Origin of the sequence: Achromobacter sp. ACM04 (genome assembly GCF_014851465.1) — a bacterium.
GTDB classification, from domain to species: Bacteria; Pseudomonadota; Gammaproteobacteria; order Burkholderiales; family Burkholderiaceae_B; genus Achromobacter; species Achromobacter aegrifaciens.
This window is the reverse complement of record NZ_JACUZS010000004.1, coordinates 17,727-40,575: the sequence shown is the minus strand read 5'-3', so window position 1 is coordinate 40,575 and position 22,849 is coordinate 17,727. Positions and strand designations below refer to the sequence as shown.

Sequence of the window (22,849 nt, the reverse complement as noted above, 5' to 3'; positions counted from 1 at the left end):
AACTTCGTCTCATGTCTCGCCCACGCCTCGCCATTCTTCTACGCAGCAAGCTGCGCCGCAGCCGCGTGCTGCAAATCTGCCTGCTGGTCCTCTTCTCCCTGCTGGGTCAGGCGTTGGCCCAGTTGCTGGGGCTGCCCGTGCCGGGCGGCGTCATCGGCATGGCGCTGGTGCTGTTGCTGCTGGCCACGCGCCGCCTGCGGGTGCGCAACGTGCGTCGCGGCGCCAGCTGGCTGCTGGGCGAGATGCTGCTGTTCTTCGTGCCGGCCGTCATGTCGCTGCTGGACCACCGCGAATTCCTGGGCGTGCTGGGCCTGAAGCTGCTGGCCGTCATCCTGCTGGGCACGGCCCTGGTGATGACGGGCACGGCCTTGACCATCGATCTCTGCTACCGCTGGATGAACCGCCATGCCAGCTGATTTCAACTTGTTATTCTGGCCCGCCGCGACGGTGCTGGCCTATGTCTGCGCGCGCCTGTTCTACCGGCGCTACGCCTACTGGTGCACGTCGACCCTGGTGGTGGCGCCCGCGCTGTTGCTGGCGCTTGCGCTTGCGCTGCACACCGGCTACCGGGACTACATGGCGGGGTCGCACTGGCTGATGGCGATGCTGGGGCCGGTCATCGTCGCCTTCGCGCTGCCCTTGTACGAACAGCGCGCGCTGATCCGCCGTTACTGGCCCGTGCTGGTGGCGGGCGTGGCGGTGGGCAGCCTGATCGCAGGCGCCAGCGCCTGGATGCTGGGCAGCTTGCTGGGCCTGTCGCCGGACCTGCGCCTGAGCCTGCTGCCGCGTTCGGTGGCCACGCCGTTCGCGGTGGCCGTGTCGTCGCACGTGGGCGGCGTGCCGGACCTGACCGCCGTCTTCGTGATCGTTACGGGCGTGTTCGGCGCGGCCATGGGCCAGTTGATGCGGCGCTGGCTGCCGCTGCGATCGGCGCTGGCGCGCGGCGCGTTGTTCGGCATGGGCGCGCATGGCGCCGGAACGGCCAAGGCCCGCGAGCTGGCGGCCGATGAGGGCGCCGTCGCGGGCCTGGTGATGGTGATGGCGGGCCTGTTCAATGTGCTGGTCACGCCCGCCGTGGTTGTGGGATTGCTGGCCTGAGGGCCGCGTCAGTGCAGCATTTCCAGCGCCACCGGATACAGCGACGCTACCAGCAGCAGCGCCATGCCCACATTGAAGGCGCGGATCGCCCAGGGCTTGTGCAGCACGCGGCGCAGCGCCGTGCCGAAGGTCACCCAGATGCCGATGCTGGGCAGGTTGACGATGCCGCAGACTACGGTGGCGATGACCAGATTGGCGAAGAAGCCGTTCTGCGGGGTGTAGGTGGCGATCACGCCCACGGCCATGACCCAGGCCTTGGGGTTGACCCACTGGAAGGCGGCGGCCTGCAGGAAGGTGAACGGCTTGCCGCGCGTCTCGCCGTCGTCCATTTCACCTGAATTCGCGATCTTCCACGCCAGGTACAGCAGATAGGCCGCGCCCGCGTACTTCAGCACGGTGTACAACTGCGGCACCTGCTGGAACACCGAGCCCAGTCCGATGCCGACCAGGAAGATCATGAAGGTGAAGCCCAGGTTCACGCCCAGCAGATGCGGCACGCTGCGGCGGAAGCCGAAATTCAGGCCGGACGAGGCCAGCATTACGTTGTTGGGTCCGGGCGTAATGGAGCTGACCAGCGCGAACATGGCCAGGGGGCCCAGCAAGGACAGGGACATCAGAGGCACGTCGGCCCAGTTGGAGGGGAGCAGATTCATTCTTTGGTCCTGACGATGGCGCGGCGTCCGCCGGCGATGACGGCGATCACGGCAGCGGCGAAGACATACGTCGCCGGTTCCACCGATTCGCCAAACAACAATGCGGCTGCCAACACCGTCAGGAACGGTTGCAGCAACTGCACCTGGCCGACCCGGGCGATGCCGCCCACGGCCAGGCCGCGATACCAGGCAAAAAAGCCCAGGAACATCGATCCCAGCGCCAGATAGGCGCTGGCGTAGATCACCGGGGCGCTGGGCCAGCTGGCCTGCTGCGCCGCCATCCAGCCGACTGGCGCGGCCACCACGGGGGCGCTGATCACCAGGGCCCAGCAGATGGTGCGCCCGCCGCCCAGCGTGCGGGAAGCGCGCGCGCCTTCGGCATAGCCCATGCCGCCCAGCAACACGGCCAGCAGCAGCCACAGATAGCCCGTCTGCAGGGCGCCTTCGCCTTGGCGCAGCGCATAGGCCGTCACCAGCGCGGCGCCAAGCACGGCCCAGGCCCAGAAGGCGGGCGAGGGGCGCTCCCCGCTGCGCAGCGCGGCAAAGGCCGCGGTCGACAGGGGCAGCAGCCCATTGAAGACGGCGCCCTGCGACGCGGGCACGGTCTGCATGGCGAGCGAGGACGCCAGCGGCCAGCCCACCACGATGCCCAGGGCGGCCAGGATCACGCCGGGCCATTCCTCGCGGTTGGGCCGGCGGGCGCGCGTCAGCCAGAGCACGGCAATCGCCGGCACGGCCGCCAGCAGCGCGCGGCCCAGTCCCACCAGGAGCGGCGCCAGCTCGCCGACCGCCAGGCGCGTCATGGGCAGCGTCAGGGAAAAGACCAGCACTCCCAGAAAACCATAGCCGTACCCCTCCCATAGCCCAGCGGGGGCGCCAGGCGCAGCCTGGGAGGTCGGATAGAAAGCGGGACGGGTCATCGCAGCCACCAAGGTAGGGGAACGCCGCGGGCATCGCGCCCATCCGCTATTGCGGGTTTTCGGCATTGCTGTCACTCTACGCATAGTTGTCGGTACAGTACCGGTACACTTTTGCATATCACTTTAATCACTGGCCTGGTGAAATCCCCATGACAGTTGCTTCCGCCGCGACCGCCTCCATGCCTTGGCAGCCCGTGCGCCAGGCCGACGCCACCCTGGTGGCGCAATTGGCCGATGGGCTGGCGCGCCGCATCGATGAACAGGGCCTGCGGCCCGGCACCCGCCTGCCGTCGATCCGCAAGATGGCCGAACAGTCGGGCGTCAGCCGCTTCACCGTGGTCGAGGCCTACGACCGCCTGGTGGCCCGCGGCCTGGTGCAGTCGCGGCGCGGCGCGGGATTCTTCGTACGGGCGCGCAGCGGGCAACTGGCCGCCGTGGCCAGCGCGGCGCCCGCGGCGTTCACGCCGCCTGCGCGGATCGACGTCGCCTGGCTGCTGCGCAGCATGTTCCGCGACACCAATCCTTCAGGCATGCCCGGCGGCGCGGGACTGCTGCCCGCGGACTGGCTGGACCCCGAGATGGTGGCAGGCGCGGTGCGCGCCGTGGGCCGCTCCGTACGCGGCCATCTGGTCAGCTATGGGCATCCCCAGGGCTTCGGCCCCTTGCGCCAGCAGATCGCCGCCTTCCTGCAGAACGATGGCGTGCCTGCGCATCCGGAACTCAATCTGCTCACGACCAACGGCGTCACGCACGGGCTGGACCTGATCGCGCGGCACCTGGTCAAACCGGGCGACACCGTACTGGTCGAAGACCCGGCATGGTTCGTCATCTTCGGCCGGCTGGCCGCCTTCGGCGCGCGCCTGATCGGCGTGCCGCGCGGCCCGGACGGCCCCGACACGGCGCTGCTCGAACAGCTGGCGGCCCAGCACAAGCCCAAGCTCTTCATCATCAACGGTTCGGTGCACAACCCCACCGGCCACACGCTGTCGGCCGGCGCCGCCTACGACATCCTGCGCATCGCCGAACGCCACGATTTCCTGGTGGTCGAGGACGACACCTACGGCGAACTGCATCCAGGCGGCGCCATGAAGCTGGCCGCGCTGGACCGCCTGAAGCGGGTGATCCTGGTGGGCGGCTATTCCAAGATGCTGGCGGCCAGCCTGCGGGTGGGCTATCTGGCCGCGAATCCCGAGATCCTGCAGAAGCTCGCCGACCTGAAGATGCTGGCCGGCCTGACCTCGCCAGAACTCGGCGAGCGGGTGATCCACCGGGTGCTGATGGAAGGGCAGTACCGCCGCCACATCGAGCGCGTGCGCCTGCGGGTGGACGATGCCCGCCAGCGGTGCCTGAAAGGACTGCTGAAACTGGGCCTGACGGTGCATCACGAGCCGCACGCCGGCATGTTCGTCTGGGCCGACTACGGTCGCGATACCGAGGCGCTGGCGCGCGTGGCGGCCGACCACGGCATGCTGCTGGCGCCGGGCACGCTGTTTTCCCCGTCCCAGGCGCCGTCGACGATGCTGCGCTTTTCGGTCACGATCGCCGATCATCGGGGCGTCTGGACCGATCTGGAAAAAATCTTCGCGCAAAACGTCTCCAGCAATCAATAATAGAAAGCTGTCTCTTTGAAGCCATTGAAGGAACCGCCATGTCCGCACCCATCAAACCCCTGACCCAGAATTTCGCCGTCGCGCCCCAGCTCGGCCCGGACGACATGGCGGACGTCGCCGCCGCCGGCTACAAGAGCGTGATCATCAACCGTCCCGATTTCGAAGGCGGCCCGGACCAGCCCACCGCCGCAGACGTGTCCAAGGCCGCCCTGGCCGCCGGCCTGCAGATCGAATACCAGCCCGTCGTGGGCAGCGCCATGACCGCCGCCGACGTGGTGCGTTTCGCCGAGCTGTTGCGCACGCTGCCCGGCCCGGTCCTGGCGTACTGCCGCACCGGCACCCGCTGCACCAATCTGTTCGCCGCCGCCCAGCAGCTGGGCTGAACGCAGGCTTGACGCGCGTCAAGGCGCGCTGGGTTCGGTTGATGTGAACCTGGCGCGTTTCCGGTAGCATGGAGGTACCTCACAAACAGGAGCAGGCAAGATGTTCAAGAAGATCCTGATTCCCACCGACGGTTCTCCGCTCTCGGCCCAAGCCGCCAATGCCGGCATTTGCTTTGCGCGTTCCGTGGGCGCTGAAGTCGTCGCGCTCTACGTGACCCAGCCTTTCGCGGCAACGATCGGTTTTGACGGCATGGCTGCCGCTTACGCCATCACCGACGAAGACTACGAAAAGGCCTCCGCCGAGCAGGCCGACAAGTACCTCAAGCAGATCACCGACCGCGCCGACACCGCTGGCGTGAAGTCTGAGTCGCGCGCCGTGTCGAACTTCAACGTTGCCGACGGCATCGTGCAAGCCGCCGCCGACGCCGGCTGCGACCTGATCTTCATCGGCAGCCACGGCCGCAGCGGCCTGTCGCGCCTGCTGCTGGGCAGCGTCACCGCCAAGGTCCTGTCGCTGGCCAGCACGGCAGTGCTGGTGTATCGCGTCAAGGAAGAAAAGAAGTAGCCTGTCGCATCGACCGCCGCGGAATGCTCTACGGAGCTGCCCCAGGCTGGTGCATGGCTACCGAGCCCCTCCCGCTGGAGGGGCTTTTTTTATCCTTGGCCTTTGCAGGGACTAGGCTTGTTTCCTGGCGCGCCGCGCGTAATATTTACGCATCAGTGCGGGCGCGGTTCCGCGATTCTCAAGCACCCTACGCGGCATGGCGCCCGCCGCGGCAAGGCCCGGTCGGGCTTGCCGTCTTCGCCCGGTAGTTCACTGCAAGGGAAGAGGCCATGACTCGCAAGACGCGTATCGAGCTTTACCGCAATATCGGCATCAGCGCCCACATCGACGCGGGCAAGACGACGACCACCGAGCGCATCCTCTTCTATACCGGCATCACCCACAAGATCGGCGAGGTGCACGACGGCGCCGCCGTGATGGACTGGATGGAGCAGGAACAAGAGCGCGGCATCACCATCACGTCGGCCGCCACCACCGCCTTCTGGAAGGGCATGGCGGGCAATTATCCCGAACACCGCATCAACATCATCGACACGCCGGGCCACGTCGATTTCACCATCGAGGTAGAACGCTCCATGCGCGTGCTGGATGGCGCGGTCATGGTCTACGACGCCGTGGGCGGCGTGCAGCCGCAGTCGGAAACCGTCTGGCGCCAGGCCAACAAGTACAAGGTGCCGAGGCTGGCCTTCGTCAACAAGATGGACCGGGTCGGCGCGGACTTCCTGCGCGTGCAGCGCCAGATCGCCGAGCGCCTGAAGGGCGACGCCGTGCCCATCCAGCTGCCGGTGGGCGCCGAGGACCATTTCGAAGGCGTGATCGACCTGGTCAAGATGAAGGCCATCATCTGGGACGAGGCCAGCCAGGGCGTGCGCTTCGAGTACCGCGACATTCCCGCCGCAATGCAGGCGCAGGCCCAGGAATGGCACGACAAGATGGTGGAGAAGGCGGCCGAAGCCAACGAAACCCTGCTGGAAAAATACCTGTCGGGCGAACCCTTGACCGAAGACGAGATCAAGCAGGGTCTGCGCATGCGCACCATCGCCAACGAAATCGTCCCCATGCTCTGTGGCAGCGCGTTCAAGAACAAGGGCGTGCAGGCCATGCTGGATGCGGTCATCGACTACATGCCTTCGCCGGTGGACGTACCCGCGATCAAGGGCCATGACCAGCGCGACCACGAAATCGAACGGCATCCCACCGACAACGAACCGTTCTCGGCGCTGGCCTTCAAGATCATGACCGACCCCTTCGTCGGCCAGCTGGTGTTCTTCCGCGTCTATTCCGGCGTGGTGAAGTCGGGCGACTCCGTTTTCAATCCCATCAAGGAAAAGCGGGAACGCCTGGGGCGCATCCTGCAGATGCACGCCAATGAACGGCGCGAAATCACCGAGGTCTACGCGGGCGACATCGCCGCGGCGGTGGGCATCAAGGACGTCACTACCGGCGACACGCTGACCGACCCGGCCCACATCATCATCCTGGAGCGCATGGTCTTTCCCGAGCCCGTCATTTCGCAGGCGGTGGAACCCAAGACCAAGGCAGACCAGGAAAAAATGGGCATCGCGCTGGGCCGCCTGGCGCAGGAGGATCCGTCCTTCCGCGTGCGCACGGATGAAGAGTCCGGACAGACCATCATTTCCGGCATGGGCGAGCTGCATCTGGAGATCCTGGTCGATCGCATGAAGCGCGAGTTCGGCGTCGAGGCCACGGTGGGCAAGCCCCAGGTCGCGTACCGCGAAACCATACGCAAGACCTGCAACGAGGTCGAGGGCAAGTTCGTCAAGCAATCCGGCGGACGCGGCCAGTACGGCCATGTGGTGCTCAAGCTTGAGCCGCAGGAGCCCGGCAAGGGCTATGAATTCGTCGACGCCATCAAGGGCGGCGTGGTGCCGCGCGAATTCATTCCGGCCGTCGACAAGGGCATACGCGAAGCGCTGAACGCCGGCATATTGGCGGGCTACCCCGTGGTGGATGTGAAGGCGACGCTGTTCTTCGGTTCGTACCACGACGTGGACTCGAACGAGAACGCCTTCAAGATGGCGGGCTCGATGGCCTTCAAGGAAGGCATGCGCCGCGCCGATCCCGTGCTGCTGGAACCCATGATGCAGGTCGAGGTGGAAACGCCCGAAGACTTCACCGGCAACGTCATGGGCGACTTGTCCTCGCGGCGCGGCATGGTGCAGGGCATGGAGGACATCGCGGGTGGCGGCGGCAAGCTGGTGCGCGCCGAAGTGCCGCTGGCCGAAATGTTCGGGTACTCCACCTCGCTGCGGTCGCTGACCCAGGGGCGCGCGACCTACAGCATGGAGTTCAAGCACTATGCCGAGGCGCCGCGCCAGGTGGCGCAGGAAGTGATGGCGGCCCAGGGCTCGGGCCGCTGAGTCAGCGTCAGGCGGGGGCGGCGGCCGTGGCCGCCGCCGCGCGCATGCGCGACGAGGCCAGTTTCACGCCCAGCAGAATCATCACGAAGCCGTAGGCATGGAACAGCTGCGGGGCCTCGCCCAGCAGCGGCCAGGCCAGCAGCGCGGCATAGACCGGCACCAGGAACATCGACAGCCCCGCCGTGGCTGGCCCCGCCTGGCTGATCAGGCGGCCGTACACGTAGTACGCGCCCAGGCTGGGCACCACCGCCAGGAACAGCAGCACCGCGGCCAGCCGCGGATCGCCCCAGGGCGGCGTGGCGCCGGCCGCAGCCTCGATCGCGGCAAAGGGCGCCAGGGCCAGCACGCCGCCCAGCATCATGGCCGCCAGCCGGGCGCTGTCCGGCACCGCGGGCAGACTCAGCCGCTTTTGCAGCACGGTGTAGAAGGCCCAGCCGGTGGCGGCCAGCAGCACCCAGAGGTCGCCCTGGCCGAAATCCAGGCGGGCCAGCGTCTGCGCATCGCCGCGCGCCAGCACCACCAGCACGCCGCCCAGGGCCAGCGCCAGGCCCGCGCCGCGCAGGGCGGACAGCGGCTTGCGCCAGATGATGGCTTCCAGCAGCGCCACCAGGATAGGGCTGCACGAAAAGATCAGGGCGATATTGGTCGCGCTGGTGTTCTGGGCGCCGATGTACTGCGGTGCCACGGCCACGCCCATCCCCAGCACTGCCAGCGGCGCCAGCGACGGCAGGGCGCGCCACAAGGTCTTGCGGTGCGCGCGCAGGGCGGGCGCGGCAAGCGGCAGCAGGATCAGCAGGGCGATCAGCCAGCGGCCGAAGGCCAGAAAAACAGGAGGGAGGTTGGCATCATGGGCCCAGCGGGCCGCCACCATGTTGGAGGCGAATAGCGCCGGAGCGGCGAAAAGCATGGCGGTGCCGGACAGGCCCAGGCCGGATCTTGCGGGTGCTGCTGCTGCGAGAGACATGGTTTCCTGCCGCGCGGATCGGCGCGCGGCGTGCTGCGTTGATACTGCCGGCGCCTGCGCCGGGTTATGCCGCAGCGTGGACGCCGAAATCGGACGGGCGGGATAGGTGACCGTCTTGCAGGAGAGTCTACGGGCAGGAGGGCAAAATAGGTTTCCTGATTCACGCCATATTTGGGGAATCTGGAGAATAGTTGTCTTGTAGAATTAGTTTTTGAAGGGAAAATATCTTCGTTATCCGTCCATCATGCCCGCATCGCCCAAAATCGACGAAACCGACCGCAAGATCCTGCGCGCGCTACGCGCCGACGGACGCCTCACCAACCTGAAGCTGGCCGAGCAGGTGGGGCTGTCGCCCACGCCCTGCTGGAACCGGGTCAAGGCTCTGGAAGAGGCGGGCGTGATCGAAGGCTACGCGGCCCTCTTGAACCAGAAAGCGCTGGGCCTGCCGGACACCGTCATGATCGAGGTGACGCTGGAACATCACGACGACGACACGCTGGCGCGCTTTGGCGAAGAGATCACGCGGCTGCCGGAAGTGGTCGAGGCCTTTCTCGTGACGGGCGAGTACGACTATCTGATCAAGGTGGCAGTGGCGGGAACCGAAGGCTACGAGGAATTCCTGCGCAAGCGGCTCTACAAGCTGCGCGGCGTGCGGCACAGCCGATCCACCTTTGTGTTGCGGCGCTTGAAGCACACGCCTTCGGTCGAACCCTGAGGCGCGCGCTGCGGCCGGGCAGATCCGGCGTCAGCCGTTGATGAAGCCTTCGATGGCGCCGTTGAAGGCGCGCGGATTGCCCAAGTTCATGCCATGCGACGATCCCGTGATCGTCACCCGCTGCGCCTGCGGCAGCCATTGCGACAACGCGTCCAGCACGGCCGGGTAGGGGGCAGGGCTGAGCGCGCCGCCAATCAGCAGGGTCGGCAGCTTCAGCGTGCCGATCTGCGCCGGCGTCAGCGCTTCGGGCTTCTCCTCGGCCTGTCCGAACAGCGTGCCGACGTTGTCGCGCACCATCTCCTTGAACCACGGCACCATGCGTTGCCAGGTGTCGGGGCCCGTCACGGTATCCACGAACAGCGCCAGGCCGTCTTCGATCTCGCCGTCGCGGATGAGCGCCAGCGCGCGCTGGCGAAAACCGCCGCGCAGGTCGTCGTCACCAGGCAAGGGCAGACCCGGGTCGGCCAGGGTCAGGCTGCGCACTGCGCCGGGCTGCTGCAGCGCCGCTTCCAGCGCTACGCGGCCGCCGCGGGAATGCCCCACCAGATGGGCCGGTTCGCCCGCCACGGTATCGATGAACTCCAGCACGTCGCTGGCATGCTGTTCGATCGAAAAGCCATCACCCTCGCCATCCCAGGTCTCGGGCCAGTAGCGGCGCAGGCATACCGCCAGCACGCGGAACGACTTGCCCAACGGCGCCATCTGCGACTTCCAGTAGCGGCAGTCGGACAGGGAACCGTGCACCAGCACCAGAGGCGCGCCGCTGCCATACTCGGTGTAGGACAAGGCGTAGCCGCCGATCAGGGCGGTTTGCAGGGGCAGGACGGGTTCGGAACGCATGGGTGTCGGATGGGAAAGCCAGGAGCGCATTCTAGCCCGCAGGCGCCGGGCCCCGGCGCTGATAAACTCGTTTTCCGATCCCTCGGCGCGCTGGCCGCGCTGATTTCCCAACTCCACGGAGCCGCCCCGATGTCGCCTGAGTCCCTTGCCGCCTTGCCCGAATCCGCCCAGCGCGTCGCGCGCCTGCTGCTGGAGCTGGGCCATGACAAGCCCGTGGTCGTCCTGCCGCAAACCGGCAAGACCTCGGCGGAAGCGGCGGCGGGGCTAGGCTGCGAGGTTGCGCAGATCGCCAAGTCCATCATCTTCCGGCGCGCCTCGGATGACGCGCCGGTGCTGGTCATCGCCAGCGGCGCGAACCGCGTGGACGAGGCCAAGGTGGCCTCGCAGGTGGGCGGGCTGGCCAAGGCGGACGCGAAGTTCGTGCGCGACATGACCGGCTACGCGATCGGCGGCGTCTGCCCCATCGGCCATGCGGTCAAGCCGGTGATGCTGTTGGACGCGGATCTCTTCAACTACGACAGCCTGTGGGCCGCCGCCGGGCATCCGCACGCGGTGTTCAACCTGACGCCGCGGCAGTTGGCGGACATGACCGGCGCGCCGGTCGTGGACGTGGCGCTGCGCGCCTGACATCGCGCCGGCTCGCGCTCAGTGCGGGTGTGCTTGCAGCCCGTCGATCAGCACCTGCCGCAGGCCGCGCGAGCAGGCCTCCACCCGTCCTTCGACCCCGTAGACCGCCGCCAGCGATGCCGGCGTGATCACATCCGCCGGCAGCCCCTCGGCGTGCAGCCGGCCATCATGGATCATGACGGCCCGGTCGGCGTGCTGCAGCGCCACGTTCAGGTCATGCAGCACGATGACGCTGATCAGGCCGTGCTCCAGGGTTTCCTGCCGCAGCAGTTGCATGACGTGGAACTGGTAGTTCAGGTCCAGCGCCGAAAGCGGCTCGTCCAGCAGCAGTACGCGCGGATGGCGGATCAAGGCCTGCGCCAGTCCCACCAGTTGCTTCTGTCCGCCGGACAGCGAATCCAGGTACTGCAAGGCCAGATGGGCAATGCCCAGGCGCTCCAGCAGCCGGTCTATGGCGTGCATGTCCACCGGCGTACCCAGGCCGTCGCCGGCCTTGGCCGCCACCAGCACGGATTCGAACACCCGCAGGTGCACGGCGGCGGGCAGGCCCTGGGGCAGGTAGACCACGTGCCGCGCGCGTTCGCCGAAACTTTGTCGCAGCAGGTCGCGGCCGTCCAGCGTGACGTTTCCGGCGCGCACGCGGACCAGGCCCGCCAGTGCCTTGAGCAGGGTGGATTTGCCGCTGCCATTGGGGCCGAGCAGGGCGGTCACCTGGCCGGCGGCCAACTCGGGTATCGACAGCGCATGCAGCACGTCCGTGCGTCCGTAGCCAGCGGTGAGGCCGCGCACGGATAGCGTCGTTGCAGAAGCGGTGCGCGGCGCGGTCATGGCATCTGCCGGCGCAGCACCACCGACGCAAAAAAGGGTATGCCGACCAGTGCCGTCACGATGCCTACCGGCACGATCACGCCCGGCATGAGGTTCTTGGAGGCGATCGACGCCAGCGACAGGATCACCGCGCCCACCAGCGCGCTGCCCGGCAGGAAGAACCGGTGGTCCTCGCCAAACAGCCGCCGCGCAATGTGCGGCGCGACCAGCCCGATGAAGCCTATCGTGCCGACAAAAGCCACGGCCAGCGCCGACAGCAGGCTGACCCGGGCCAGCGCCGCGACGCGCACGCGGCGCACGTCCACGCCGAAGCTTGCGGCGCGGTCTTCACCCAGGCGCAGCGCGGTCAGCTTCCAGGATTGGCGCATGGCCAGCGGCAGCGCCATTGCAAAGGCCGCAGCCAGCACGCCGACCGTGGTCCAGCTGGAACGCGACAGGCTGCCCATGGTCCAGAACACCAGGTTCTGCAGCGCCTCGGCGCTGGCCATGAACTGCACCAGCGACACCAGGGCATTGAAGGTAAACAGCATGGCGATGCCGAACAGCACCACGCCCGAGGTATTCATGCCGCCCCAGCGGGTCACGGCGTCCAGCATCAGCGCCGCCAGCAGCGCAAACAGGAAGGCGTTGCCCGCCACCAGCCAGCCGGCGGGGACGCCGGGCAGGCCCAGCTGCAGCACGATGGCCAGCGAGGCGCCAAAGGCCGCAGCGGACGACACGCCCAGCGTGAACGGGCTGGCGAGCGGGTTGTTCAGGATGGTCTGCATTTCCGCACCCGCCATTCCCAGCGCCATGCCGACCAGAGCCGCCATCAGCGCCGATGGCAGGCGGATCTCCCACACGATCACGCGTGTGGTTGGATCGGCCGCGGCGGGAGCCGTGAGCGTCTGCCACAGTTCGCCCCAGGGCAGGCCCGAAGGGCCGACCGTGAAGTCGGCCAGCAGCGCAATGAAAAGCGCCGCCAGCAGCAGGGCGATAAGCCCTGCCCGGCGGCGCAGGATGTGCTGGTAAGCGGCAACCGCGCTCGCGGCAGGCGGCATTACTGCAGCAGCTGCAGACGGCTCTTGGCCGTGTTGGCGGCCGGCGTGGTCGGGTAGTCGCGCACGATGCGCTGCAGCGTGGTCTTGGCGCCGGCGCGGTTGTTCATTTCGATCTGGCTGCCGGCGATGACCAGCAGGGCGTCCGGTGCGCGCGCGTTGTCCGGGGCCTTCTGCACCATGGCGTTCAACTGCTCGATGGCGCCCTTGAAGTCCTTCAGCGCATAGCGGCTGCTGCCCAGGTAGAACTGGGCGCTGGGCGCGAGCTGGCTGGCGGGGTACAGGGCGGTGAAGGCGGCCAGCGATTCGGACGCTTCCTTGTACTGGCCCTTGCGGAACAGATCGATCGCGCCGTCATAGGCGGCCTGTTCCTGGGGATCGCCAGCGGAGGCCCCCGGCGGATTGGCGCTGCCCGCCGCGCCGCCCGGCTTGGCCGAGGGCTGCTGGCGCGACACCAGTTCGAGTTGGTCGCGCAGTTGGGCGACTTCCTGCTGCAAGGCCTGGATCTGGTCGGCCAATTGCAGCTTGGCGCGCTGGCTTTGTTCGTTCTGCTGCTGCACCTGTTGGCGCAAGTCCAGGATGGCCCGGCGGGCTTCATCGTCGGAAAAAGCGTGGGCGGGCGCCGCAAGGGCGGCAAGCACCAGGCCGGTGGCCGCAATCAGAGGACGCAGGGACAGAACGTTATCGCGCATGAAAATTCCCGGGTATAAAAACAAACGTCGGGACGGCCGGTTGACCGTCCCGACGCGTGGTAGGGCTCTAGACTATACGAAAAAGCTTAGCGGCGATAAACGATATCGGCGCGGCGGTTTTCCGCGAAGTCGGCTTCCGACGTGCCAGTCGCCTTCGGCTTTTCTTTACCGAAGCTGATGGTTTCGATCTGGTTGTCGCTGACGCCCAGCAGGGTCATCATGCGGCGCACAGCGTCGGCACGGCGCTGGCCCAGGGCCAGGTTGTATTCAGCGCCGCCGCGTTCGTCGGTGTTGCCTTCGATCTTGATGGTCTGCTGCTGATGCGAGGCCAGGTACTTGGCGTGGGTTTCGACCAAGCTGCGGTACTGGTCCGACACCGTGTAGCTGTCGAAGTCAAAGTACACCGAGCGCTGTTGCGCCAGGATGCTTTGGGGGTTGAAGGGATCAAGGATCTGGCCAGAGGCCGAGGATCCTTGGCCAGCGCCTCCGCCCTGACCCGCTTTATCGTCGAGAGGGACGGAGCTGCAAGCTGCCAGGGCGGCAGCCAGAGCGGCGATGGTTAGGCTTTTGGCAATGCGCGACTTCATGATAGTTCCTTTGCAAAGAGAGTCACACGTGTTATCGGGTAAATGGGCCCCAAGTCGGTTCACGTATTTCCCCATTCAGTACCGAAAGCGTCTGCCGTACGCGGCCATCGCTCGAGACACCAGCAAGCACGCTACGGCCATTTTGGATGGCTGCGTAGAGGACTTGCATTCCATTCGGCGCAAAACTCGGGGACTGATCGTCACGACCATCAGTCAACAAGGTCTCGGAGCCTGAGGACAGGTTCAACGATGCGATTCGAAACGCGCCGTCGCGTCTTGCAACGTACAGCAGCGTCGATCCATCGGGGGAAATTCGGGGTGATATGTTGTAACCACCATTAAACGTGAGGCGGCGTGCTTCGCCACCACTCGAGCCGGTCTGGTAGATCTGCGGCCCGCCGCTGCGGTCACTCGTAAAGATAATGGAAGCACCGTCTGGCGTAAAGCTCGGTTCGGTGTCAATCCCGGGAGAACGCGTAACTCGGGTCGGATTCGAGCCGTCGGTCGCGCCAACGATGTAAATTTGCGACAAACCATCGCGGGTCAGAGCCACCGCCAGCTTGCTGCCATCGGGCGACCAGCCGGGCGCACTGTTGTTGCCCTTGAAGTTGGCGACGGGCGAGCGGGCGCTGGTTGCCAGATTGTGCACGTAGACGACAGGTTTGCCGGATTCGAAGCTCACATAGGCGAGCTTGGAGCCATCGGGCGACCAGGACGGCGAAATGATGGGCTCGCGCGAACGCAGGGCGACCTGCGGGTTCTGTCCGTCGGCGTCTGCCACCTGCAGTTCGTAGGTGGCGCCCTTCTTCAGCACGTACGCGATACGGGTCGAGAAAACGCCCTTAACGCCGGTGATCTTCTCGTAAATGCGGTCGGCGATCTGGTGCGCCACGCGACGCAGTTCCTGCTCGGTGCCCGAGAACGCCACGCCGTCCAGCTGACTCTTCTTGACCGTGTCGGCCAGGCGGTAGCGCACGTCGTAGCGGCCGTCGGCGCCGCGCACGATGCTGCCGTAGGCGATGAAATCGGCGCCCTTGCCGCGCCAGTCGTCATGGGCGATGGGGGAGTCCACGTTCAGGCCGGAACCGGCGGCGTTGATCAGGCGGAACTGGCCCGTGCGGGTCAGGTCGGCGCGGATGACTTCGGCCAGGGCGCGGCCATGGGTGTCGTCGACTGCAAAATCGGCGATGGCCACGGGGTATTGGGTGGCGCCGGTACCGGAAATATCGACGCGCAGCTGCGCATGGGCGGGCTTGATGGCCATCAGGCAGGCCAGGGCCAGCATCAGCAGCCCGAGTCCATACGATCGCCAGAGAGCGAGGGGGGGTACTCGTCGGCTATAAGCGGGAGTCATATTCATCAATCTCCTGTCAATCATACATTCTGTACACAACGTCAATAATGGGTTCGTAGCGGCCCGTCGAGGGCTTCGGGAAGGGGTTGCAACGGCGGATGCCCGTCTCGACCGCACGGTCGAAGCCGGCATTGCCCGAAGAACTGGTCAAGGTGACGCCGTTGACCTTCCCGTCGGAACCTAACTGTACCCGGTATTGTGCCGTGGGATTTTCCGATCCGCTGCGGGGCGGGGGCGGATAAGCCACCCCGGGTTGCACGCAGGCGCGGACCTTGGCGCCATAGCCGCTGTCGCGTCCGCCGCCCGCCTGATTGCGGTCGGCCGTGCCGCCGGGGATACCGGCGGCACCCAGGGCGTCGTTGCGGAAGGCATCCTTCAGCGCCTTGTCGGCGGCGGCCTTCTTGGCGGCTTCTTCCTTGGCCTTCTTCTCGGCCGCGGCTTTCTTCTCGGCGGCAGCCTTCTCGGCGGCCGCCTTTTCAGCCTTTTCTTCCGCAGCCTTCTCGGCAGCGGCCTTTTCGGCGGCAGCCTTTTCCGCCGCGGCCTTCTTGGCAGCGTCGTCCTTGGCCTTCTTCTCGGCGGCAGCCTTGTCGGCGGCGGCTTTCTCGGCGGCCTTTTCGGCAGCAGCCTTTTCAGCGGCCTGGCGTTCCTGCTCCAGGCGCTTCTTTTCCTTCAGTTCGGCCTGCTTGCGTTCTTCGTCGAGGCGCGCCTTTTCCTTGGCGGCTTCGGCGGCCTGGCGTGCCTTTTCCTCTTGCTCGCGCTTTTTCTTGGCTTCCTGCAGCGCGATCTCGGGATCGACTTCCTCGGTCTTGGGCTGGGCCTCGGGCTCAGGCTTGGGAGGAGGGGGCGGCGGCGGGGGAGGCTCGGGCGCCTTTTCAGGTTCCGGCTTCGGTTCCGGCTTGGGCTGCGGCTTCGGGGGTTCGGGTTGCGGCGTGGGCGGCGGGGAGTCGGGCGAGTTACCGTCTGCCCAGAGCTGTACCTGCACGGGGCCAGGGCTCTCGGAGCGCCAGTTCACGCCAAAGATCAAGACGATCAGCAGCAGCACGTGCACGGCCACGGCCAGGATCAATGCCTTCCGGTTGTCGTGGTTGGGCGGGGTGGCCGGGGGGCCGCTGCGGTGTCGGATTATGGGTGGCGTCATGAGCGTTGCATGCCGGCGGCGCCGGCGGAAGGCGTCGCGTTAGCGTTTTTTCGCGGGAGCAGGCTGGGATGCGCCGGCGGACTGGTCCACCAGCAGACCCAGGCGGGTGATGCCGCTGGTGCGAAGTTCATCCATGACCTTCACGACCGTCTCGTAGGGCACCTTGCCGTCGGCGGCGATGACCACCGGGGTTTCCGCGGTAATTCGCGAACGCACTTGCGCCACCAGTTCGGGGCGCGCGATGTCCTGCATGGTGGCGCCGGGTTCGCGCACGCGCAGGGCGATCTTGCCGTCTTCCGAAATCTGGACTTCCAGCGGCTTGACCGGCACGTCCGAGGCCGCGCCAACGGAGGGCAACTGGATCAGGCCGGGCGTGATGAGAGGGGCGGTCACCATGAAGATGACCAGCAGCACCAGCATCACGTCAATGTACGGCACCACATTGATGTCGGCCTTCATGCGGCGGCCGGACCTGCCGCGTGAGCTTACCGAGGGCATTAGCGCACCTGCCGTTGCAGAATGTTCAGGAATTCATCGACGAAGCTGTCGAAACGGATCGAGATGCGATCGATGTCGTTCGTGAAGCGGTTGTAGGCGACCACGGCGGGAATGGCCGCGAACAGGCCGATGGCGGTGGCGATCAGCGCTTCCGCGATGCCGGGAGCCACCGAGGCCAGGGTGGCCTGCTGCATGTTCGACAGGCCGATGAAGGCGTGCATGATCCCCCAGACCGTACCCAGCAGGCCGATGTAAGGGGACACGGAGCCGGCCGAAGCCAGGAAGTTCAGGTGCGATTCCAGCGAATCCATCTCGCGCTGGTAGGCGGCGCGCATGGCGCGGCGCGGGCCGTCCAGCAGGGCGGTGGCGTCGCCGGAGGCATTGCCGCGGCGCGCTTTCAGGAATTCGGTCATGCCGGCATCGAAGATGCGGGCCAGCGCGCCTTGCTCGTCGCGGCGCGAGGCCACGGCCTGCTGCAACATGGACAGGTCGCCGCCCGACCAGAAATCGTCTTCGAAGCGGCGGGTCTGGGCATGGGCCCGCTTGATCGCCAGCCGCTTGGCGAAGATATAGGTCCAGGACATGATCGAAATGCCCAACAGCATCAGCATGATCAGCTGGACCGGCACGCTGGCGTGCGAAATCAGCGAAAGCAACGACATGTCGTTGGTGACTTGCATGGTTATTCCTGAATGAATTCCAGTTTGGCGCGAACGTCAGCCGGCAACTCCGCCGGCCGCATGTGAACGGCATCGACGCAGCAGACTTGGATGTTGCCTTCGGCAAGCAGTTCCCCGTCGCGTTCCGCGCGTTGCGCGAAGTGTATCGAAGCGCGGCCCAGTCGTGTGACCCGGCTGCGTATCGTCAGTAAATCGTCCAGCCTGGCCGGCTTGCGGTAGGACATGTCCAGGGAGCGGACAACGAATAGACGTTGCTCGCTGACCGCCAGGTTGGACTGGTTGACCCCCAGGTCGCGCAGCCACTCGGTACGTGCGCGCTCCAGGAATTTCAAGTAGTTGGCGTAGAAAACCACTCCGCCTGCATCCGTGTCCTCGTAATAGACACGGACCTGCAGGACGGATTCGGCGGACTTCGGATCGGTCACGATGGATAGGAAAGGGCAGTCGGGACGCGGAAAGTCCGTAGTTACTATAAAGTTTACAGCGTGTCGAGTTTCGTCAGCACGGCTTCAAGCGCGGACTCTACCGGAATCTTGGCCGCTTCGGTTTCCCGACGGGCCTGCAATTCCACCACACCATCGTTCAGCCCGCGTTCTCCAACTGTTACACGCAGCGGCGCGCCGATCAGCTCCCATTCAGCAAACATCACGCCCGGGCGGGCATCGCGGTCGTCCAGGATGACGTCCACGCCGCGCGCCAGCAGGGATTCATAGAGCTTTTGCGCGGTGTCACGCACGGTTTCACTTTTGCCCCAGCCGACCGGGCAGATTACCACTTCGAAGGGGGCGATCGCGCGCGGCCAGATGATGCCGCGGGCGTCGTGGTTCTGCTCGATGGCCGCGCCCACGATGCGGGTCACGCCGATGCCGTAGCAGCCCATTTCCAGGACGGCGGGCTTGCCGGTTTCGTCCAGGAAGGTGGCCTTGAGGGCTTCCGAGTACTTCTTGCCCAGGTAGAACACGTGGCCGACTTCGATGCCGCGCTGGATCGACAGGGTGCCCTTGCCGTCCGGCGAGGGGTCGCCGGCAACCACGTTGCGCAGGTCCGCTACCAGTTCGGGCTCGGGCAGGTCACGGCCCCAGTTCACGCCTTGGATGTGGAAGTCTTCCTTGTTCGCGCCGCAGACGAAATCGGCCATGTTGGCCACGGTGCGGTCGGCAATGACGTGCACGGGGCGGACGGTCTTGACCGGGCCCAGGTAGCCCGGCTTGCAGCCGAAGGTTTCGACGATCTCGGTTTCCGTGGCGAAACGGAAGCCCGCCAGGCCGGGCAGCTTGCCGGCCTTGATTTCATTGAGTTCGTGGTCGCCGCGCAGCAGCAGCAGCCAGATGTCGGCGCCTTTCTCGCCGTCGGTGGCCAGCACGATGGACTTGATCGTGCGCTCCAGCGGCAGGCCCAGCAGCTTGGCCACGTCTTCGCACTTGGCGGCGCCCGGCGTGGGCACTTCGGCCATGGCCTGGGCGGGTTCGGCGCGGGTGGGGTACAGGCCCGGGGCCTCGGCCAGTTCCATGTTGGCGGCGTAGTCCGAGTCGGCGTTGTAGACCAGCAGGTCTTCGCCGGTGTCGGCGATCACCTGGAATTCGTGGCTGCGGGTGCCGCCGATCGAGCCCGTGTCAGCGGCCACGGCGCGGAATTCCAGGCCCAGACGGCCGAAAATCCGCATGTAGGCGTTGAACATGGTGTCGTAGCTGGCCTGCGCGCCGGCTTCGTCGCGGTCGAACGAATAGGCGTCCTTCATGGTGAATTCGCGGCCGCGCATCAGGCCGAAGCGCGGGCGGCGCTCGTCCCGGAACTTGGTCTGGATGTGATAGAAGTTCACCGGCAGCTGGCGATAGCTGTGGATTTCATTGCGCGCGATGTCCGTGATGACTTCCTCGGACGTAGGCTGCAGCACGAAATCGCGCTGGTGCCGGTCCTTGATGCGCAGCAGCTCGGCGCCGTATTGCTCCCAGCGGCCCGACTCCTGCCAGAGCTCGGCCGGCTGCACCACCGGCATCAGCAGCTCGATCGCACCCGCGGCGTTCATTTCTTCGCGGACGATGGCCTCGACCTTGCGAATGACTTTCAGCCCCAGGGGCATGTAGGTGTAGATGCCGCCCGCGAGCTTGCGGATCATCCCTGCCCGGGTCATCAGCTGATGGCTGGCGACTTCGGCTTCGGAAGGGGCTTCTTTGAGGGTGTTGATGTGGTAGTTGGATGCGCGCATGTTTAAAGGTGGCTGCAGATACGTATAATCGATCGTAATTGTATTGAATTCGGTGGGGGTGGCCCATGCTTGACCGCGAAGGCTACCGCCCCAATGTCGGCATCATTCTCGTCAACGGTAGAAACGAGGTCTTTTGGGGCAAGCGTATCAGGGAACATGCCTGGCAGTTCCCCCAAGGCGGCATCAAGTATGGCGAAAGCCCGGTGCAGGCCATGTATCGCGAACTCCATGAAGAGGTGGGCTTGAAGCCCGAGCATGTCCGTATTTTGGGGCGTACACGCGATTGGTTACGTTATAACGTGCCCGATCACTTCGTCCGGCGTGAGTGGCGTGGCCACTATAAAGGACAAAAACAGATTTGGTTCTTGTTGCGCCTGGTAGGACGTGACAGTGACGTGTGCTTGCGCGCGACGCAGCATCCGGAATTCGATGCCTGGCGCTGGAGCCAGTATTGGGTGCCCCTGGATGCCGTGATCGAGTTCAAGCGCGACGTCTACACCCAGGCGCTGAACGAGCTGTCGGCTATCCTCTTCCGGCGCCATCACGAAACCCGCTACTTGCGCCAGCGGGTGCACGGGCAACGGGCGGCAGAGAATCTGCCCGAAGGAACGGACGGTCATGCGCATATTGTTGGTTGAAGACGAACGGGACATGGCGTCCTGGTTGATGCGCGCGCTCGCCCAGAGCGGGTTCGTGCCGGACCACGCGGCCGACGCCCGCACCGCCGAAGCCTTCATGGCCGGTACTGAATACGACGCCATCGTCATGGACTTGCGCCTGCCCGACAAGCACGGCCTGGTGGTGCTGCGTGAAATGCGCAACCGCGACGACCGCACCCCCGTGCTCCTGCTGACCGCCCAGGGCGCCTTGCAGGACCGCGTGCGTGGCCTGAACCTGGGCGCGGACGATTTCCTCACCAAGCCTTTCGCGCTCGAGGAACTGGAAGCGCGCCTGACGGCGCTGGTGCGGCGCAGCCGCGGCCGCCAGCATCCGCGCCTGCAATGCGGTTCGCTGTCCTACGATAGCGAAAGCCGCGCCTTCACCCTGGACGGCTCGCTGCTGTTCCTGACCCCGCGCGAGCATGCCGCCCTGGCTGCCTTGCTCACGCGCAGCGGCTATCCGGTGGACAAATCCCAGCTGTTCGGCAAGGTCTTCACGCACGACAGCGAAGCCAATCCCGACGCCATCGAGGTGGTGCTGCACCGGCTGCGCAAGAAGCTGGCTGGCAGCGACGTGCGCATCGTCACCGTGCGCGGGCTGGGCTACATGCTGGAAAGCGTCGCCAGCGAGTCCGCGGAATCCTGAGTGAGGCTGCGGCTATCCGAGCTGCCGCGCGTGGGCATCCGCGCGCTGCTGATCATTCTGCTGCTGCCGGGCGTGATCATGCTGCTGGTCGTGGACAGCGTGAACGACTACCGCACGCTGGCCGAGATCACCAACGAAGCCTACGACAGCGCCCTGGTCGAGCCGGCCCGGGTGCTGGAAAGCAGCCTGGAATTCACTGCTGACGGCAACCTGCAGGTCGCTACGCCGCTGTACGCGCAGGTGATGCTCGAGTCCCGCGCAGGCCTGCGCAAGTATTTCCGCATCGAAGAGATCGATCCGCCGCTGCCGGACGGCGCCGCCGTGCCCACCGAGCCCGGCAAGACCTTGCTCGGCATGCCGGAAATGCCGCGTCCGCCCACCTGGCCGCGTTCCAACAGCCAGCCGATTTTCTACGACAGCGTCTATCGCAATGATCCCGTGCGCGTCGTGGCCGTCGTGCGCGACCTGTACTACCAGGGTCAGCACCGCCAGGTGCTGGTCGTGGTGGCTGAAAGCACAGGCAAGCGCATCGAGGCCGAGAACAATGCCCGGCGCCAGGAAATCCTGCGCGACACCCGCATGCTGGCGCTGGTCGCGCTGCTGGTGTGGTGGGGCGTGTCGTGGGCGCTGAAGCCGCTGCGCCGCCTGCGTAACGACATCCGCGCGCGCCGCCCCGACGACCTGACGCCCCTGGACGCCTCGCGCGTGCCCAGCGAAGTGGCGCCGCTGGTCGATGCGGTCAATCACCATATCGCCCGCTACCGCCGCGTCCTCGACGAGCAGTCGCAGTTCCTGGCCGATGCTTCGCATCAATTGCGCACGCCGCTGGCCATCATGCTGACGCAGGCGCAGTATGCGCTGCGCGAACGCGATCCGGCGCGGGCGCAGGAGGGCCTGCGTGGCATCGTCGACCAGCTGGGTCGCACACGTCGCCTGACTGAACAGCTGCTGTCGCTGGCTCACGCCAACCAGGCCGACCAGTTGCCGCGGCAACTGCTGGACATGAACGCCGTCTCGCGCGAGGTGGTGCTGCAGTATCTGCCGCTGGCGCACGAAAAACAGCAGGACCTGGGCTGGGTACAGGCGGGTTCCGAAGAGGGCCAGGAAATCCCCGCGCCGGTGTCGGGCAACGAGGCCGAACTGCACGAAGCCTTGTCGAACCTGGTGCACAACGCCATCCATTACGCGCCCGCGGGCGCACGCATCACCGTGTCGGTCTGCTGCCACGACAACCGCGCCGAGGTCGCTGTTTCCGACAACGGGCCGGGGCTGGACCCGATACTGCGCCAGCGCGCTTTCGCGCGTTTCGAGCGGGTCGGCACGGACAAGCCGGTCGCCTCGTCGGGCTCGGGCCTGGGCCTGGCGATTGCCCGCGCCTACGCGCGCCGCAACGACGGTGACATCGAACTGCGCGACGGCGAACCGAACGCGCAAGGCGGCGTTGGCCTGGCCTCCGTGCTGTGGCTGCCGTTGGCGTCCACGGTCTCCCAATATCCTCGTCCGCTCGATGTCGAGCTCAAGGGCGATCAGTAACTTCTCCCCATTTCCGCAGTCATGCGCGGCTTCCGTTCAGGGATAACCCCTGAATTCAGGAACGCGACAGCGCACAGAAAGCGGATTAGCAGCTTCCTTCCGTAATCTGCGTCCGGGCCTGTCGCCAGGCACCGGATGGCGCTCGTTTCGCGGGTGCGTCCCGGCCAGGCGCACGGCCGCACCACGAAGGAGGATGAAGTGCAAAAGACAATCAATAGAAAGGACTATTACGGCG

Annotated in this window: 25 protein-coding genes; 11 read left to right on the top strand and 14 right to left on the bottom strand. The window is 66.1% G+C overall.

Annotated features, from left to right (window positions below; translation table 11 throughout):
* Window positions 1-11 precede the first annotated feature (11 nt).
* Both IB259_RS22085 and IB259_RS22080 read left to right on the top strand, forming a co-directional pair.
* On the top strand, window positions 12-416 hold the full coding sequence (locus IB259_RS22085; RefSeq protein WP_192330118.1) for a CidA/LrgA family protein: 405 nt from the start codon (window positions 12-14) through the stop codon (window positions 414-416).
* On the top strand, window positions 406-1,098 hold the full coding sequence (locus IB259_RS22080) for an LrgB family protein (protein WP_054458486.1): 693 nt from the start codon (window positions 406-408) through the stop codon (window positions 1,096-1,098). Before IB259_RS22085 ends, IB259_RS22080 begins: the two co-directional genes overlap by 11 nt.
* 8 nt (window positions 1,099-1,106) lie before the next feature.
* Here the strand turns inward: IB259_RS22080 and IB259_RS22075 are convergent, their stop codons facing one another.
* Both IB259_RS22075 and IB259_RS22070 read right to left on the bottom strand, forming a co-directional pair.
* Window positions 1,107-1,751 carry a LysE family translocator gene (locus IB259_RS22075; RefSeq protein WP_054458487.1) on the bottom strand — a complete coding sequence of 215 codons (645 nt, stop codon included), beginning with the start codon at window positions 1,749-1,751 and terminating at the stop codon, window positions 1,107-1,109.
* The gene (locus IB259_RS22070; RefSeq protein WP_175161280.1) at window positions 1,748-2,671 is read right to left on the bottom strand and encodes a DMT family transporter; all 924 of its coding nucleotides are present in this window, start codon (window positions 2,669-2,671) and stop codon (window positions 1,748-1,750) included. The genes IB259_RS22075 and IB259_RS22070 overlap by 4 nt, the downstream gene beginning before the upstream one ends.
* A gap of 149 nt (window positions 2,672-2,820) precedes the next feature.
* Between IB259_RS22070 and IB259_RS22065 the strand changes: the two genes are divergently transcribed.
* The 4 genes from IB259_RS22065 (at window position 2,821) to fusA (ending at window position 7,610) form a co-directional block, all read left to right on the top strand.
* Window positions 2,821-4,281 (top strand): PLP-dependent aminotransferase family protein, encoded by a 1,461-nt coding sequence (locus tag IB259_RS22065; RefSeq protein WP_054458490.1) that lies wholly within the window; start codon window positions 2,821-2,823, stop codon window positions 4,279-4,281.
* 38 nt (window positions 4,282-4,319) lie between these two features.
* Entirely contained in the window at window positions 4,320-4,664 is a 345-nt protein-coding gene (locus tag IB259_RS22060) for a TIGR01244 family sulfur transferase (protein WP_042796377.1), read from the top strand.
* Window positions 4,665-4,764: 100 nt separating this feature from the next.
* Window positions 4,765-5,229: a universal stress protein gene (locus IB259_RS22055; protein ID WP_013391481.1), complete on the top strand. Its 465-nt coding sequence runs from the start codon at window positions 4,765-4,767 to the stop codon at window positions 5,227-5,229.
* Between the two features lie 269 nt (window positions 5,230-5,498).
* Entirely contained in the window at window positions 5,499-7,610 is a 2,112-nt protein-coding gene (gene fusA / locus IB259_RS22050; RefSeq protein WP_054458492.1) for an elongation factor G, read from the top strand.
* A gap of 7 nt (window positions 7,611-7,617) precedes the next feature.
* On the opposite strand, the gene IB259_RS22045 is transcribed toward fusA, so the two are convergent.
* Window positions 7,618-8,574, bottom strand: coding sequence for a DMT family transporter (locus IB259_RS22045; protein ID WP_225596917.1), 957 nt, complete (start codon window positions 8,572-8,574; stop codon window positions 7,618-7,620).
* 244 nt (window positions 8,575-8,818) lie between these two features.
* On the opposite strand from IB259_RS22045, the gene IB259_RS22040 reads away from it, so the two are divergent.
* Window positions 8,819-9,289, top strand: a complete 471-nt coding sequence (locus IB259_RS22040) for an Lrp/AsnC family transcriptional regulator (RefSeq protein ID WP_054458496.1) — start codon at window positions 8,819-8,821, stop codon at window positions 9,287-9,289.
* A 30-nt stretch (window positions 9,290-9,319) separates the two neighbouring features.
* On the opposite strand, the gene IB259_RS22035 is transcribed toward IB259_RS22040, so the two are convergent.
* Entirely contained in the window at window positions 9,320-10,129 is an 810-nt protein-coding gene (locus tag IB259_RS22035) for an alpha/beta fold hydrolase (protein ID WP_192330116.1), read from the bottom strand.
* Window positions 10,130-10,258: 129 nt separating this feature from the next.
* On the opposite strand from IB259_RS22035, the gene IB259_RS22030 reads away from it, so the two are divergent.
* On the top strand, window positions 10,259-10,756 hold the full coding sequence (locus tag IB259_RS22030) for a YbaK/EbsC family protein (RefSeq protein ID WP_054458501.1): 498 nt from the start codon (window positions 10,259-10,261) through the stop codon (window positions 10,754-10,756).
* A gap of 18 nt (window positions 10,757-10,774) precedes the next feature.
* Here the strand turns inward: IB259_RS22030 and IB259_RS22025 are convergent, their stop codons facing one another.
* The 10 genes from IB259_RS22025 to IB259_RS21980 all read right to left on the bottom strand — a co-directional run bounded on the left by IB259_RS22025 (window position 10,775) and on the right by IB259_RS21980 (window position 19,776).
* Window positions 10,775-11,584, bottom strand: a complete 810-nt coding sequence (locus IB259_RS22025; protein ID WP_175181731.1) for an ABC transporter ATP-binding protein — start codon at window positions 11,582-11,584, stop codon at window positions 10,775-10,777.
* Window positions 11,581-12,624 (bottom strand): iron ABC transporter permease, encoded by a 1,044-nt coding sequence (locus tag IB259_RS22020; protein ID WP_054458504.1) that lies wholly within the window; start codon window positions 12,622-12,624, stop codon window positions 11,581-11,583. The genes IB259_RS22025 and IB259_RS22020 overlap by 4 nt, the downstream gene beginning before the upstream one ends.
* Entirely contained in the window at window positions 12,624-13,313 is a 690-nt protein-coding gene (gene ybgF / locus IB259_RS22015) for a tol-pal system protein YbgF (RefSeq protein ID WP_054458506.1), read from the bottom strand. Before ybgF ends, IB259_RS22020 begins: the two co-directional genes overlap by 1 nt.
* Window positions 13,314-13,399: 86 nt before the next feature.
* Complete coding sequence (gene pal, locus IB259_RS22010) at window positions 13,400-13,900, bottom strand: peptidoglycan-associated lipoprotein Pal (RefSeq protein WP_042796384.1); 501 nt, start codon at window positions 13,898-13,900, stop codon at window positions 13,400-13,402.
* Window positions 13,901-13,931: 31 nt separating this feature from the next.
* Entirely contained in the window at window positions 13,932-15,254 is a 1,323-nt protein-coding gene (gene tolB / locus IB259_RS22005) for a Tol-Pal system beta propeller repeat protein TolB (protein ID WP_054458554.1), read from the bottom strand.
* A gap of 16 nt (window positions 15,255-15,270) precedes the next feature.
* Window positions 15,271-16,392 (bottom strand): cell envelope integrity protein TolA, encoded by a 1,122-nt coding sequence (gene tolA, locus IB259_RS22000; protein ID WP_054458507.1) that lies wholly within the window; start codon window positions 16,390-16,392, stop codon window positions 15,271-15,273.
* Window positions 16,393-16,431: 39 nt separating this feature from the next.
* A complete protein-coding gene (locus tag IB259_RS21995; protein WP_054458509.1) occupies window positions 16,432-16,890 on the bottom strand; it encodes an ExbD/TolR family protein in 459 nt (152 codons plus the stop codon).
* Complete coding sequence (gene tolQ, locus IB259_RS21990) at window positions 16,890-17,570, bottom strand: protein TolQ (RefSeq protein ID WP_054458511.1); 681 nt, start codon at window positions 17,568-17,570, stop codon at window positions 16,890-16,892. Before tolQ ends, IB259_RS21995 begins: the two co-directional genes overlap by 1 nt.
* Window positions 17,571-17,572: 2 nt before the next feature.
* Window positions 17,573-17,995 carry a tol-pal system-associated acyl-CoA thioesterase gene (gene ybgC, locus IB259_RS21985; protein WP_054458513.1) on the bottom strand — a complete coding sequence of 141 codons (423 nt, stop codon included), beginning with the start codon at window positions 17,993-17,995 and terminating at the stop codon, window positions 17,573-17,575.
* Window positions 17,996-18,048: 53 nt separating this feature from the next.
* A complete protein-coding gene (locus tag IB259_RS21980) occupies window positions 18,049-19,776 on the bottom strand; it encodes a proline--tRNA ligase (protein WP_054458515.1) in 1,728 nt (575 codons plus the stop codon).
* 65 nt (window positions 19,777-19,841) lie between these two features.
* Between IB259_RS21980 and IB259_RS21975 the strand changes: the two genes are divergently transcribed.
* The 3 genes from IB259_RS21975 to IB259_RS21965 are packed head-to-tail and all read left to right on the top strand — an operon-like array spanning window position 19,842 to window position 22,614.
* A complete protein-coding gene (locus tag IB259_RS21975; protein WP_042796390.1) occupies window positions 19,842-20,414 on the top strand; it encodes an RNA pyrophosphohydrolase in 573 nt (190 codons plus the stop codon).
* Complete coding sequence (locus IB259_RS21970; RefSeq protein ID WP_008157866.1) at window positions 20,395-21,081, top strand: response regulator; 687 nt, start codon at window positions 20,395-20,397, stop codon at window positions 21,079-21,081. Before IB259_RS21975 ends, IB259_RS21970 begins: the two co-directional genes overlap by 20 nt.
* A gap of 30 nt (window positions 21,082-21,111) precedes the next feature.
* The gene (locus IB259_RS21965) at window positions 21,112-22,614 is read left to right on the top strand and encodes a sensor histidine kinase (protein WP_119449443.1); all 1,503 of its coding nucleotides are present in this window, start codon (window positions 21,112-21,114) and stop codon (window positions 22,612-22,614) included.
* Window positions 22,615-22,849: the final 235 nt, after the last annotated feature.

Coding starts and splice junctions, on each gene's coding strand:
- IB259_RS22025 (WP_175181731.1), bottom strand. CDS start 11,584: ATGACCGCGCCGCGCACCGCTTCTGCAACGACGCTATCCGTGCGCGGC.
- IB259_RS22055 (WP_013391481.1), top strand. CDS start 4,765: ATGTTCAAGAAGATCCTGATTCCCACCGACGGTTCTCCGCTCTCGGCC.
- IB259_RS21975 (WP_042796390.1), top strand. CDS start 19,842: ATGCTTGACCGCGAAGGCTACCGCCCCAATGTCGGCATCATTCTCGTC.
- tolA (WP_054458507.1), bottom strand. CDS start 16,392: ATGACGCCACCCATAATCCGACACCGCAGCGGCCCCCCGGCCACCCCG.
- tolQ (WP_054458511.1), bottom strand. CDS start 17,570: ATGCAAGTCACCAACGACATGTCGTTGCTTTCGCTGATTTCGCACGCC.
- IB259_RS22045 (WP_225596917.1), bottom strand. CDS start 8,574: ATGTCTCTCGCAGCAGCAGCACCCGCAAGATCCGGCCTGGGCCTGTCC.
- IB259_RS22020 (WP_054458504.1), bottom strand. CDS start 12,624: ATGCCGCCTGCCGCGAGCGCGGTTGCCGCTTACCAGCACATCCTGCGC.
- IB259_RS22080 (WP_054458486.1), top strand. CDS start 406: ATGCCAGCTGATTTCAACTTGTTATTCTGGCCCGCCGCGACGGTGCTG.
- IB259_RS22075 (WP_054458487.1), bottom strand. CDS start 1,751: ATGAATCTGCTCCCCTCCAACTGGGCCGACGTGCCTCTGATGTCCCTG.
- IB259_RS21970 (WP_008157866.1), top strand. CDS start 20,395: ATGCGCATATTGTTGGTTGAAGACGAACGGGACATGGCGTCCTGGTTG.
- IB259_RS22040 (WP_054458496.1), top strand. CDS start 8,819: ATGCCCGCATCGCCCAAAATCGACGAAACCGACCGCAAGATCCTGCGC.
- IB259_RS22060 (WP_042796377.1), top strand. CDS start 4,320: ATGTCCGCACCCATCAAACCCCTGACCCAGAATTTCGCCGTCGCGCCC.
- ybgF (WP_054458506.1), bottom strand. CDS start 13,313: ATGCGCGATAACGTTCTGTCCCTGCGTCCTCTGATTGCGGCCACCGGC.
- pal (WP_042796384.1), bottom strand. CDS start 13,900: ATGAAGTCGCGCATTGCCAAAAGCCTAACCATCGCCGCTCTGGCTGCC.
- IB259_RS21980 (WP_054458515.1), bottom strand. CDS start 19,776: ATGCGCGCATCCAACTACCACATCAACACCCTCAAAGAAGCCCCTTCC.
- IB259_RS22030 (WP_054458501.1), top strand. CDS start 10,259: ATGTCGCCTGAGTCCCTTGCCGCCTTGCCCGAATCCGCCCAGCGCGTC.
- fusA (WP_054458492.1), top strand. CDS start 5,499: ATGACTCGCAAGACGCGTATCGAGCTTTACCGCAATATCGGCATCAGC.
- IB259_RS22065 (WP_054458490.1), top strand. CDS start 2,821: ATGACAGTTGCTTCCGCCGCGACCGCCTCCATGCCTTGGCAGCCCGTG.
- IB259_RS22035 (WP_192330116.1), bottom strand. CDS start 10,129: ATGCGTTCCGAACCCGTCCTGCCCCTGCAAACCGCCCTGATCGGCGGC.
- IB259_RS22085 (WP_192330118.1), top strand. CDS start 12: ATGTCTCGCCCACGCCTCGCCATTCTTCTACGCAGCAAGCTGCGCCGC.
- IB259_RS22070 (WP_175161280.1), bottom strand. CDS start 2,671: ATGACCCGTCCCGCTTTCTATCCGACCTCCCAGGCTGCGCCTGGCGCC.
- IB259_RS21995 (WP_054458509.1), bottom strand. CDS start 16,890: ATGCCCTCGGTAAGCTCACGCGGCAGGTCCGGCCGCCGCATGAAGGCC.
- tolB (WP_054458554.1), bottom strand. CDS start 15,254: ATGACTCCCGCTTATAGCCGACGAGTACCCCCCCTCGCTCTCTGGCGA.